Below are 13,551 nucleotides of genomic sequence, written 5' to 3' on the forward strand. Positions count from 1 at the left end.
ATATGGCAACTAGTAATTCGGTACAAAATGCTATGGATAGTTTAGTAAGTAAATGGCAAAATGCTTATATCTCAAAAGATGTAAAAATGGTATGCATTACTTATACCCCAAAAGAGGAATCTATGATGGAAGCTTTTTTGGATTATATCTTAGCATTAGACAACCAAGTAGAAAATTTTGTTTGGGTTTTTGAATCTGTTTTTGAAAATGAAGAATCTTTTGCTCTCGATATTGCTAAAGAAATGCAGGAACTAGTGCAGAATTGGAACACTATGAACAAACCTGTAGAATATGCTACTTCAGAAATAAATTGGGAACCACTTTTAGAGCACACTAATTCTAAAAACCCAATGCAACTTTTGGTAGATAATTTAAATAGTTTCGCTAAGAATCTTTTTCCTAAAAGGGATATAGAAGTGTGTTATGTTTTCAAAAATTATGGTATTTCAAAATCTGAGGCTTATCAGTGGACAAAATTATCACTAGCCTTTCCTTTCGAAAAAAATGTTTCGTGGACAGTAGTACAATCAACAGAAAATTTGGTATATCAAAAAGTAGTAGATCATTTTCCTAAAGAAGTAAAAGAAATTAAAACTGACATTAATGTTAATGCAGTTGTAGAACAATTAGTTGCACAAGCAGACCCTACCAAGCCAGAAAATGTATATCGTAGCGAATTGGTAAAATTAATGCATGCTGTTGAAGATCGGAATCAGGATAAGGTAAGTATTCAAGCAAAAAAATGTTTAGATATTGTTCTTCGAGAATTAAAAAATGATACAAACTGGATTTCTCAAATTGTTACCGTTTATGTAATCTTATATAATGATCAAATTGGTTATAAAAACTACGATGAAGCAATTTATTTTGCAGACAAAGCAGTAGAAGCCTCTATAATTGCTCAAAAAGAAACGGAGCCTTCAATCGGTAATAGATTGGCAGGTCAAACTCATATAGGCAGAGGTAGTATTTATGTTTTAAAGAACGATTGGAGAAAAGCTAATGCTGATTACATAAGTGCAAAAGAAGCATACAAACAATGTGATGATTATTTAATGCAAATAGAAGCCTGTCGTCTTTGTGGATGGTCAGGTAATAAATTTGATGTAGAAAAAAACGTACTGCCTTTTTATATCGAGGGCTTTAATTTACATACAGAATTAACCCCTCAATTATTATCAAATTCAACTTTTCCGTTGCTGTTAAAAGATGTAATTTATAATTCAAATTTCGAAAACAAAGTAAGTAAACAAAAGCTAGACGAAGTATTAATTCCTCTTTTTGGTGAAAATTATAAATTTGAAATTGATCGATATGGAACAGGTAAATAACCTATACGAAGTTATTGCTAACTTAAATTGGAAAAGAATTTTTTCTTTTATAGTAATTGGAATTCTAATTTTTGGTTCGGTATATCAAAGAAATTGGAACCTTAGTAGCAAAGACAAAATTACATTGCCTAACAAACAAAAAGTATCTAGAAGGGGTATAAATACATTTTTAGTATTTATTTTTTGCCTAATTAGTTTAATAATTTCATTAACACTATTCTAAAAAACAAACAAAACCTACAAACAAAACCTATTATGAAAGAGCAATCAGAAAGCATTACAAACCAATTTAGCCAATTTTTAACTCAAAATCCACATTATGGTTATTTGTTAGCCGCAGTGGGGTTTACTATATTTTTTCTGGGATATTTGTTTAGATGGAGTTGGATTATTAATCCTGAGGGGAGCACGCGATCTGTGTTTTTATATGAAGTATTTGGAAAAGAAACCATGCGTAAATTAATGATAGTTGTTATGGGGGTAGTGGTTTTTCTTTGTGTTGGAGCTTTTTTTCTTTCTAATTCAAAACAAAAAGATAGCTTAAAAAACACTTCTGATAAAGAGGTTACTCAACAAAAATAAACGGCATGGAAAAAGAATCTAAATATGCAGATAAAAGCTATCATGAAAAAGTGAGCCAACAGCTTGCTATTACCACAGCTAAGAAAACGCAAGGGATTTCGGCCAATGTAACTACTGCTCAAAAGACATATAATAATAAAAGCTTAAGTACTTCTACCAAAGTTACAGCGTTGGCACTTAATGCTGTGGGTACTGGAATACAAGCCTTTGGAGCTGTAACAAGTATGGTAGATGGAGTATTAGGAGCGGCATTGATGCCTATGTTAGAAGGTATCGGGATGAAAGGAATGGCATCACTACCAATCTCCAAACAGCTTGACCCTGTGTTGGGTATAGATATTCACATGGTAACTATACCGCCTTCTCCGGCTCCTATATCAATGCCACATCCGTATATAGGAATGCTTTTTCGCCCAAAAGATTTCTTAGCTGCAGCAATTGCATCTATAATTCCACCACCACCTGCGCCACCGCCAATGTCTGAAACACCCACAGATGGAGAACAAGCAGAGGCCAATAAAGTACAAGCATTAACCGTAGCACATACCGCAGCCACAATGATTGTAGGTATGATTGGTGCTACTGTAAAAATTGGAGGTTTTATACCGCGTGCTGTTGCGAGTACACCTACAAAAAACATTCCTCATTTTCCGATGGGAGCAGGATTTCATCCTGTTTATTCTAGATTGTGTAGCAAAAATAATGGACACGCTCTTTTTGGTAGTTTGCTAGCTCTTGCAGATGGTGATCCTATTGGTGGTGGTGGTGCCCATTTGCATAATAGTTGTCAAGATATTGGTATTTTTTCTCCCCATACTTTTCGTCCTACAAAAAATAAGGACGATTCAATTAAGATAGGGTTAAAACTATTTTTGCCTACGAGTGTAATAATACCCATCCCCACATCAGGATTAATTATTACGAATCCTGTTCCTGCTCCTTTTAACCCAATTACAATGCTCAAAAAAATGCTAAGAGCAACGCTGGGAAAATTTGTAGGAGGGAAAATGCACAAATTAGTCAACAAAAAAATTGGTTCGGGTAAGCTACAAAATATGCTGCACAAAGGAATTTGTACAGTTACAGGTCACCCTGTAGATGTAGCGACAGGTAACTTTTTTACGGATGAAGAAGATTTTTTCTTGCCTGGTCCCATACCTTTATCATGGGAACGTACCTATTATAGCAAATCAGATTATCAAGGCCCGCTAGGGAATGGATGGCACCATGCTTATGATATGGCAATGCATGTAGACGATGATACCAATACTGTTACCGTAAGGCTTACCGATGGTAGACCCATTGCTTTTGAAAAACCTAGCCTAAAAAAACCAACGTTTAATAAAGCAGAGCAACTCGAACTTTTTGTAGACGATACCAATCGCCTGTACCTTTGGGATATAAAAGAAAATTTATATTATTATTTTACTCCCAACTCTTACAACGACTTGCATCTTCTGCAAACTGTAGCCAATGCCAATGGATTTGCTCTTTTTTTTGGGTATGATACTAATGGTTTTTTGATCAAAATAACCGATGCAGCTCATCGAGAACTTACAGTTACTAACGATAACCAAGGCAGAATACTAACCATTACGGCACCGCATCCAACGGCATATAACCAGTTTTTTGCAATTGCCACCTATGAGTATGATGCAATAGGGAACCTTGTAAAACAGACCAATGCTGAGAACGATAGTATGTTCTTTGAATATAAAGACAGGCTAATGACCAAAGAAATTTGGCGTAATGGTCTTAATTGGTATTTTGAGTATGATGGTACAGCACCTGGAGCGCGCTGTGTACACACTTGGGGAGATGGAGATATTTACAACCACAAATTATTTTTTGAAGAAGGCAAAACGATTGTAACCGATAGCCGAGGGCATGACATTGAGTACTACCATAAAAACGGACTCGTATACAAACGTATTGATCCTAATGGAGCTATAAATCAGTGGCTTTACGACAAAGACAATCAACTACTTTCTGAAACTGACCCGCTAGAAAATGCCTATTTATATGGCTATGACAATCGTGGTAACCAGATACAAACCACCAACCCAATGGGGGGGACTGAAACGACAGACTATAGCTTTTTGCATAAGAACCTACCAAGTTTATTAGAAACGTCATTGGGTGGAAAATGGAAATGGAAATACGACTCTAATGGGAACACTATAGAAGTTACCAACCCCAATAATGCCAAAACCAAAATAGAATACCAAAACGGTTTACCTAATACTATTATAGATTATTTGGGTAATAAAACACTTTTGGAGTATGACAAAAATTATAACTTAATACAAATAACAGAACCTACAGGTGCTATAACCTTATATAGTTATGATTCTCTAGGAAGAAATATTACTACACAAAACGCAAAAGACGCTAAACAAAAACTGTTTTATGACCTACTAGGTAGAGTAACCCAAGTAGATGATTTTGATGGGAATGAGATAAAATTACAATACGATGGTATAGACAACCTGTTGCAATACAATGATGCTCAGACTGAGGTAAGCTACACTTACAAAGGGATGTGGAAAATGACAGGTAGGTATCAAAACCAAAAAAAGACTCTCTTTTTTTACAATAAAGAAGAACAGTTGATACGAATAGAAAACGACCACCAGCCCTACACTTTTAAGCGTGACAGCGTAGGTAATGTAGTCGAAGAAAGTCCGTTTGACAATGTAGTGCGCCTGTATAAACATGATCTTGCGGGCAATGTTCTGCAAAAAGAAATAGAAAACCACGAAAGTACTCTAGCTCAAAATGCCAAAACGAATTATGAGTATAACAGATTAGGCAACATACAAAAGATTACCTACACAGATGGCATAGAACACCTCTTTGATTATAATCCAGCAGGCTTACTCATCAGTGCTATAAACCCAGCTAGTGAGGTAACCTTTACCTACGACACCTTAGGTAATATTACACAAGAAACACAAAATGGTACCATTATAACCAATACGTATAATGCAGTAGGACAACGTACCAATTTGAAAAGTAATCTAGGAGCTAACCTGGATCTGGAGTATAATGAGTTGGGGCAGTTAAGCAAAATGAAAACCCAAGAAGACTGGCAAAGCACTTTTGGTTATGACCAAATGGGACTAGAAATACAACGTTTACTACCAGGTAACATACAACAAACTACCAACCGAGATGCGCTAGGACGACCAACGGAACAACTTGTAGGACATGCCAGTAAACGTGTTAAAAGCCGAAAATACCAATGGGGAATAAACAACCAATTAAGACAAATAATAGACTCTACCACAGGTGTAACTAATTTTGCATATAACAAAAACGGGCACTTAACAGAAGCAAAATATGCCGATGGAAGTATCCAAAACAGATATCCGGACGGCAAAGGAAACCTATACGAAACACCCGAAAAAAAGGATAGAACGTATACCCGAGATGGGAAATTAGAAAAAAAAGGCAGTTGGCATTACAAATATGACCATCTTGGTAACTTAATAGAAAAATATAAAAAAACAGGAAGTATTTTTTCTTTTAAAGAAGAGCATTGGTTTTATGAATGGAACGCCACAGGAATGCTTAAAAGGGTACAACGCCCCGATGGTGACTATGTAAATTTTGCATACGACGCCTTGGGCAGAAGAATATACAAACATTATAAAAAAACATTTACTAACTTTGCTTGGGATGGTAATGTGCCTTTGCACGAATGGAAAACATTTACGACTAAAGACGTACTCTCAGACAATATTATAACATGGGTATTTGAGGAAGATAGTTTTTCTCCAATAGCCAAAATAAAAAAAGATAAACAGTATAGCATAATAAATGACCATTTAGGTACACCAATAGAAGCGTATGCTGATGATGGAAAACTTATTTGGGAGCGTTCTTTAAACAGTAACGGTAAAGTTTTAAAAGAAACTGGATTTGAAAACTTTTGCCAATTTTTGTATCAGGGACAAAGTTATGATAGTGAAATAGAACTTGCCTATAATCGTTTTAGGTACTATGACCCTGAGGAAGGGCGGTATATTTCTCAAGACCCGATTGGTTTGGCTTCTGGAGAGTTCGGGTTTTATAACTATGTTCATGATACAAATGGATGGATTGATGAATTAGGACTTGCAAGTAATGCTTATAAAGCCGCATGGACTAAAGCAAGGAAAAAATACTGGTCAGACGAATTAGAAGCAAATCCTGGTAGGTTTTCTGAAAGAAATAAACAACGAATTAGAGAAGGCAATTCTCCACAGATTAAAGTTATTGTAGAGGATAAATTAGGAAACAGAAGTACTAAATATGTGTCTATGGAACTTGAACATACTCATTTAAAACAAAGAGGAGGCTCATTAAAAGCTCATGAATCTTGGAATTTGACAGAAGCAAATCCTTGGGGACATGCTTCAATGGATAAATATCGACATGTTGGGACAAAATTGATAAAAATTTTAGAAGGTCTAAATCCTAAATAAAAATATTTAAATTATGATAGAAAATAAGATTTATATAAAAGTAATATTTGAAATAGTAGAGAAATCAAATAAAAAAATTGATACAAATAATTATATGTCTTCAATACAGTATGCAAAGGAAGCTATCAAGAAGGCAGATCAAAGCGAAGAAAAACTGTTGGACTTTTTAGTTAAAAATATTGATGAAGTAATTTCTTTTTCTGTGAAAAAATTAACAACTTTAAATAGTACAGATGAAAAAGATGAAGATGATGATTGGATTTCAGATGATGGTGATGAAGATGAAGTTGTAGAAGAATTAGGACTTTCAATGACATTCTTGATATATTATTTAATCGAATTAATTCTTATAAAAAAAGGGGATGATTCATTAGAGAAATATTTAAAAAAAATGCGTATTCCTAATGCTAAAAAATATGCAAAAGAGTTACAGGATATTTACAAATCTATAAATGAAAAGTAATCCCGATGTTTTTCTCTCTTGCGCAAGTTTCTAGCTTGTGCACGCAAAGTAATTTAAAAGAACAAAACCCGCTAATTTTAGCGGGTTTTGTTCTTTTATAGCGATAATGTTTTATTGTGCTAATGTGTTTTGTGTTTTCTTTTTCATTTGAAAGAAAAATCAGTTATTTTTGAAATATCGTAATAGTAGGCTCTTTGACAGTAGATAATAGTAGAGAGAAGACTTGCCTATAATCGTTTTAGGTACTATGATCCTGAGGAAGGACGGTACATAAGTCAGGATCCAATTGGCTTGGCTTCTGGAGAGTTCGGGTTTTATAACTATGTTCATAATACCAATGCGTGGATTGATGTTTTTGGATTAGATGGAATTACGATTGCAGAGTTATTAAAAGATGAACCTGAATTATTGCAAAATTTTAGAGATGAGTTCAAAAATAATCCCCAATGGCAAGGTATTGATCCTGATAAAACCAAAATACAATATGTTGATAAAGCTACTGTCGATGATATAAGAAAGAAGAAAGGTGAAAGCGGAGGACATCATCCGCATGGACTGGCTCTAGATGGTCCAGAGGGGCAAAAACTTACAATAACGAATGAAACACGGAAAATAAAAAATCCGTTACATTCTTTAGCTACAAAAATGCAAAGACAATTAATAAAAAGGCTTAAAAGTACAGGCTATAATAAAAAATAGAAATAATATGCAAATAGAAGACTATATTAATGAGCTAATTAAAAAAAAGTGGATTTATGATCCTATGGATAAACAAGATTATAATTTAGAAAATATTGCTGATGGAAAATTGAAAAATATTGATATTTCATATATACTTTTTTTAAAAAAATTTAATAAACTGACTAATAAAGAGGAAACTGTATGGTTTAACTCATTAATTGATTATTCAAATTTAGGAACTGATAAAAGTGCTTTTTTATGGAATGATTTTGAAGTTGATAGTTTGGAATGTGCTGAAGATGATGAAGAAAGAAATGAAATTGTTAAATTTTGGAAAAAATATTTACCTTTTCTTATCTCTGTAAAAAATGGATATTCATATCTAGGAATTGGTATTAAGGGAGCGAATATTGGAAAAATTGTTTATGGAAGAGAGCCTGAATATGAAGAGATTGAAGTTATTGCAAATTCATTTGAAGAATTTATGGAATTACATTCTTCTGAAACAGCTCAAATAAAAGATTTTATTTAAAACACCATGAGATAAGTGTTCCGCTTGTGAGCACGATAAGAAATTATTTAAAAAGCTAAAGAATCTGGATTTAAACCCCGCTCTGCGAAGAGTTCTTTATAAGTGCTGTGCGAATGTTTCTGAGTTCGCACTGAGAAGATAATAAATACAAACCCCGCTAATTTAGCGGGGTTTGTCGTTTTATAAAGCGAGTTGTTGAATCTTCTTTTTTGTAATAAAGGCATCTAAGAAAGTTTTAACAAGATGTTTTTCTTCGGGGTTTAATTTTTCTACTTCTTGAAATTGTCTGATTAATTCTTTAACCCGATTGCTCGGATATGCACAACGATAGCGCGGAAATTCTTTCCGTGCCCTCAAAGAGAATCGACAAAGAATAAAAAAACACAAAACCCTGAGTAATCGGGGTTTTGTGTTTTTATAAATAGACCAAGACGACCTTGATAATCACACGAAAACCAGAAAAGAAGTTGCAGATGACTATAATAATATTGACAATTTAGGATATGAATGTGCAACACAAAGTTCAATCGACGGTGGTACATTTAAAGGATTGGAATAAATTAATTTGTAAAAATAATTAGCATGAATATTAAGGACTTAAAATTAGTTTTAATAAATAATAGTTTCGAAGAGTTTAAAAAAGCTTTGGAAGATTTTGACATCAACGAAAAAGATAATTATGGAAATATCCTGCATTATTTTATTGGAGGAGGGTTTTCAAATGAAAACAGCAAAAAATATAAAGAAATTATCGATTTATTAATAAAAAAAGGGATTGACATTAATGAAAAACAAGTAAATGGAAGAAATAAAATGAGTCCGTTACATATAGCTGTTCTTCTTTCTAAAAAAGATTTTTTTGATTATTTAATAGAGGTTGGAGCAGATGGTAATTCAACCGATGGAAATGGTAACAATATTTTATCAACAGCTGTAACATGGTGGCAAAGAATAAACGACGATTATTTTATTAGAAAACTGATTGAAAATGGTGCAGATGTAAACCATGAAAATAATTACGGTAGAAGTGCAAAAATGGGAGCACTAGAAAATGATGGTAATGAAAGTATTCATAAATATTTTATTTCACAAATCTAAAGGCTGACGCAATCTTCTAGCTTGTGCACGCAAAGAAATACGACACAAAACCCTGAGCAATCGGGGTTTTGTTGTTTTATATAAAAGTCAATTTTTATTGTTCTAATTGTTGTGTTTTCTTTTTTATTTGAAAGAAAAATAAGCTACTTTTGAAATTACACAGTAGCAAGCTCCTTGATAGACAGTAGGTAATTTATTGAAAGTATAGCAGAGACAGGCCTTGCCTATAATCGTTTTAGGTATTATGACCCTGAGGAAGGACGGTACATCAGTCAGGACCCGATTGGGTTGGCATCTGGAGAGCTCGGCTTTTATAACTATGTAGAGGATTCCAATGCATGGATAGATGTTTTAGGACTCTCGGCCTATGCTCCAACTCATCATATTGCAACTAATAAGCATGACGATTGGGAACATAAATTTAGAGATCTTTTTAGAAAACATGGATTTGGTAAATTTAAAAATGGCAGAGAGCGTAAAGATATTCTAAATGATCCACGAAATAAAGTAGACGTAGTAGGCCATAAAGGACCTCACAATGAGGAAGATTTTCATAAAAATATTTTTGACAGATTAGAAACAGCTGGTAAAAAGGGAGGTGATGCTGGTTTTGAAACTGAATTGGCCAAGATGAAAACTGAATGTACTCAAGTTGGAAGTGAAATGAATAAAATTATTACGAAAACATATTAAAAATGGATTACTATAAATTACGAATAACTGGAGAAAAAAAAGTTTGGAGAAAATATTTTACTTATGCAGAACGTTTTTTTATAAACGAAGAAGAAACCAAGTTTACCGTTGCATATTTTAAAAATATAGAAAATAGTTTTACTATTGAAGCATTAAATGACAAAGGTATAGTTTTGAATGAATCTGATTTTTTTAAAAAAAAAATGGCTGAGTTTAGTGTTATCGAAAGAATTTTGTTTGTAAGAAAAAGCGTACTAAACAGAGCTGTTTTTACTGATATAAAAGGAATCTTGTTCAACGAGGTTAATGTTAGAGGGAAATTTTCAGATTCTTATTTATTACTCAATTTTACAACTGCTGTTAACTGCATTAATGAATCAAAATCGATTAAAGCAAGCTTTGAGTTTTTTAGCACTTTAGTTTTAGATAAATCAAAAATACCTATGGAAGTAGATGGTTTTTTTTTAAAAGATTGGGATAAGTATGGTGGGTTCTCCTGTATTGTTAATGAAAAATTAAAGGATACACTTTTAACTTTAGAAAAAGCAAAAGAATTTTTAATTTTTGATAGAATAGAATGCGAGTAATGCACTTACAATTGTAAGTTTCTAGTTTATGCACTAAGAGAATAGAACGACAAAATCCACTGATTTAGCGGGTTTTGTGTTGTATATAAAAGTCTATTTTTATTGTGTTAACTGCTTGGTTTTTTTTATTTGAAAGAAAAATAAGCTATTTTTGAGTTGTACAATAATAAGTTTTGGTAATTTATTGAAAGTATAGTAGAGAGAAGACTTGGTTATAATCGCTATAGTTACTATGACCCTGAGGATGGGCGCTACATAAGTCAGGATCCAATTGGACTACTAAGTGGAGAGTTCGGGTTTTATAATTATGTAGAGGACAGTAATGCATGGTTAGATATTTTTGGGCTTGTTGATCGTGCTAATAAGATAGGTCTGATTACTGATGCTCAGTCTAAAAGATAAAAAAAAAACGCATATTCAAAATAATTATGAGTAAAGTTTATGATTTAATTCCTTATATTTCTGTAGGAGATATAAAGTTCGGAATGACTAAGACAGATTTAGTTGGTGTTTTTTCTAAAGAGCCTGATCTTGTTTCAGTTTCTTTTTCAAAGAGAACTACTTTAGATTGGGGAACTATTAAAGTAAGGCTTAATAAAAAAGGACTAGTAGATGAAGTTTCTTTTATTGATAACTGTTCTGTGTTATATGATGGAATGGATATTTTTAATGATCCTAAAGCCATAAAAGAATTAACAAAAATAGAAAAACCGTATAATACAGTAGGCTTTAAAGTCTTTTTTGAATTTGGAATAGCAATTACTGGGTTTAGTACAAAGAAAGATTATAAATCATTATCAGTTTTCTCAAAAGAATTAATAAATGCTTGGAAAAGCTAACACGAATCTTTTATAAAAAGAGTAATATAAAACAAAAAAACGTGCTGGTGTAAGCTTCTTTATTTCTGTTTTTATGTGACAGAAGTAACAGGACTTTCTAACAAGGTCTAAATAATAGTTATTAAGACCTTGTTTTTTATTTTTAAATCATGAATTTAAGATCTTAATGAAAACCTTAGAGATCATTTTTTAAACTGTTTAATCATAAATTTTAGATAGACAGATTTAGATCTTGTGATAAAAAAGATATTTTTGATATAATTCTAACTGATTGTCTAGGTTAATTATTTACTCGATTTATCATCTATAGTAATCTGTTTATCAGTTTATCAGTTTATCAGTTTATAATTTGACTGATTTTAAAGAACCTAGCAGGTATGGAGAATTTGAAGATTCTGAATTGCTAACTAAATATTTTATTAAAAAAGCCTTTTTTACCAAAAGTATCTTTAATATATTCTTCATAAGTCATTTTTTTCTCTTCTAGAAAACCAATTAGGTATTTCTCACTAGCATCAACACCACTTGAAAGTTCAATTTGAAGTAATCTTTCGTATAAAGGCTTAATCTTCTGCAAAGCCTCTTCAGGTACCGCTTTACGTTTTGCTAAAAAATTTGCGATTTCATTATTCTTATCTTTACTAATTTCAAAATCAGTAACCATCCAATAATATCTTCCAGATTTAGCCATGTTTTTAACTACAGCATGAAAATTACGACCTGCTTTTAAGTTTTCCCATAAAATTTTAAAAATGACTTTAGGCATGTCCGGATGTCTAATGATATTATGCGGTTTAGCCATCAATTCATAATCCTCATAACCCGATACATTCACAAATCCTTCGTTGGCATATTCGATATTGCCAAATCGATCTGTTTTGGTCATTATTAATTGCTTTTTGTCCCAAACGACTTCTTTATCTATTGGGGTTGGTTTTAGTAAAGTTAATTCCATTTTTATTTGTTTTTAGTCGTACAATAGTATGATAAATTGAATTAAATAACAAATTTTTAAAATAAAATAAAAAAAATGTATAATTGTTGGTGGTATTTAGTAGTGTATTAACATTATGGTGAATTTTGTTTTTGATAAATTTAAGAGCGTTATTTTGAGCATTTATTTGTTCATAAACATCAGACTTTAAAAAATTATATATGTAAATAAGAAAAAAAAGAATCAAGTATTAGATTGAAAATTACAATTCCGTTTTAACTATTTTAAAATTAGTTTTTTCTCATAGGGTTAGAAAAATTATTCTATAGTTTTATTTTTTGATTTATTCTGTTTAGATTTGACAAAGGCGACAAAGTCTTTTATAAGCTATTTAAGAATGTGAATTTTTCACTGATAGTGAGCTGTTTGAATTGTAATAATTTTTTTAGTAATAAGTAGTCAATGATTTATAACAAAGAAAATTTCCCCAAAATATCTTCTGAACGCAATCTGGTTTTTACTATATTGATGCATATGCTGTTTGGAATTTTGTGTTTCGCAATGTTAGCTTTATTTATTGGAATTCCTTTAAGTATTCAACTGGAGTATGGTAGCCCTTTATCTACAGGTGAGATAATCTTCAATCTTATTTATTTCCCTTTATTTATTTGGGGTGTTTGGGCTCTTTACAAGAATTACAAACGCCATAAACTTAAAAAAGTCATCTCGATTTCTGTAGATGAATATGGTATGCATCACCACCAATTTGATGGTACAATTCAAAGTGTTTTATACAAAGACTTGGAGCGGAGTAAAGAAGTTTATGTAAGTGATATTGATCGGAAAATTGGAACAAAATATTCTCCTGGATATATTTTTGGTTTTAAAGATGGTAAGCAGATTCCGATTCATTTTTCTAAACCAGACAATGGAATGACTTATATCCCGAAAAATAAATATGAGTTAATTGGTCATTTTCTGCAGGGTGCTGTTTTATTTTTTCCGCACCTAAAAATTTCTCAGGCTGTTTACGCTGATTATTTTATAAATCCTACCACTTTTGAATTTGATAAAAAAGCCCAAAGGATTACCTATTTAATGATTTTTATATTTCTTCTCGTAGTCTTGATTGCAATCGACCTATTTACAAAATATACAAAAGGTTTTTCGATATTATTTTAATTAGTAAAAAACAAGTGACCTTTTAAAGGAGTATTTGGTGTTTTATTTTTGGGATTACGAATGTAATAAAATAAAGGGATTTGCTAAAGCTTTGATTCTGTTAGATTAAATGCTAGATATGTCCCCCCTACAATAAGTGGTTCAACTGTTTACAGTTCGC

General features: G+C 32.1%; 13 protein-coding genes. 12 read left to right on the plus strand and 1 reads right to left on the minus strand.

Going from position 1 to position 13,551, the window contains the following annotated elements; genetic code table 11:
- Positions 1 to 2: 2 nt before the first annotated feature.
- The 11 genes from LPB87_RS17895 (at position 3) to LPB87_RS17945 (ending at position 11,275) form a co-directional block, all read left to right on the plus strand.
- Positions 3 to 1,331 (plus strand): hypothetical protein, encoded by a 1,329-nt coding sequence (locus tag LPB87_RS17895; RefSeq protein WP_129538992.1) that lies wholly within the window; start codon positions 3 to 5, stop codon positions 1,329 to 1,331.
- Between the two features lie 255 nt (positions 1,332 to 1,586).
- Positions 1,587 to 1,913: an immunity 17 family protein gene (locus tag LPB87_RS17900; RefSeq protein WP_129538991.1), complete on the plus strand. Its 327-nt coding sequence runs from the start codon at positions 1,587 to 1,589 to the stop codon at positions 1,911 to 1,913.
- Between the two features lie 5 nt (positions 1,914 to 1,918).
- Entirely contained in the window at positions 1,919 to 6,382 is a 4,464-nt protein-coding gene (locus tag LPB87_RS17905; protein ID WP_230728761.1) for a DUF6531 domain-containing protein, read from the plus strand.
- A gap of 13 nt (positions 6,383 to 6,395) precedes the next feature.
- A complete protein-coding gene (locus LPB87_RS17910; RefSeq protein ID WP_230728762.1) occupies positions 6,396 to 6,845 on the plus strand; it encodes a hypothetical protein in 450 nt (149 codons plus the stop codon).
- 207 nt (positions 6,846 to 7,052) lie between these two features.
- A complete protein-coding gene (locus tag LPB87_RS17915; protein WP_347349800.1) occupies positions 7,053 to 7,544 on the plus strand; it encodes an RHS repeat-associated core domain-containing protein in 492 nt (163 codons plus the stop codon).
- Between the two features lie 7 nt (positions 7,545 to 7,551).
- Positions 7,552 to 8,058, plus strand: a complete 507-nt coding sequence (locus LPB87_RS17920) for an SMI1/KNR4 family protein (protein ID WP_230728763.1) — start codon at positions 7,552 to 7,554, stop codon at positions 8,056 to 8,058.
- A gap of 582 nt (positions 8,059 to 8,640) precedes the next feature.
- Entirely contained in the window at positions 8,641 to 9,156 is a 516-nt protein-coding gene (locus LPB87_RS17925; RefSeq protein ID WP_230728764.1) for an ankyrin repeat domain-containing protein, read from the plus strand.
- 204 nt (positions 9,157 to 9,360) lie between these two features.
- Positions 9,361 to 9,849, plus strand: a complete 489-nt coding sequence (locus LPB87_RS17930) for an RHS repeat-associated core domain-containing protein (RefSeq protein ID WP_347349801.1) — start codon at positions 9,361 to 9,363, stop codon at positions 9,847 to 9,849.
- Between the two features lie 2 nt (positions 9,850 to 9,851).
- Entirely contained in the window at positions 9,852 to 10,436 is a 585-nt protein-coding gene (locus tag LPB87_RS17935) for a hypothetical protein (protein WP_230728765.1), read from the plus strand.
- 192 nt (positions 10,437 to 10,628) lie between these two features.
- Complete coding sequence (locus LPB87_RS17940; protein WP_347349802.1) at positions 10,629 to 10,838, plus strand: RHS repeat-associated core domain-containing protein; 210 nt, start codon at positions 10,629 to 10,631, stop codon at positions 10,836 to 10,838.
- A gap of 26 nt (positions 10,839 to 10,864) precedes the next feature.
- A complete protein-coding gene (locus LPB87_RS17945; RefSeq protein ID WP_230728766.1) occupies positions 10,865 to 11,275 on the plus strand; it encodes a hypothetical protein in 411 nt (136 codons plus the stop codon).
- A 403-nt stretch (positions 11,276 to 11,678) separates the two neighbouring features.
- On the opposite strand, the gene LPB87_RS17950 is transcribed toward LPB87_RS17945, so the two are convergent.
- On the minus strand, positions 11,679 to 12,230 hold the full coding sequence (locus LPB87_RS17950; protein WP_230728767.1) for a PAS domain-containing protein: 552 nt from the start codon (positions 12,228 to 12,230) through the stop codon (positions 11,679 to 11,681).
- Positions 12,231 to 12,671: 441 nt separating this feature from the next.
- Between LPB87_RS17950 and LPB87_RS17955 the strand changes: the two genes are divergently transcribed.
- A complete protein-coding gene (locus LPB87_RS17955) occupies positions 12,672 to 13,391 on the plus strand; it encodes a hypothetical protein (RefSeq protein WP_230728768.1) in 720 nt (239 codons plus the stop codon).
- Positions 13,392 to 13,551: the final 160 nt, after the last annotated feature.

The sequence above is a fragment of the Flavobacterium sp. EDS genome, from assembly GCF_020991525.1.
Lineage (GTDB): Bacteria > Bacteroidota > Bacteroidia > Flavobacteriales > Flavobacteriaceae > Flavobacterium.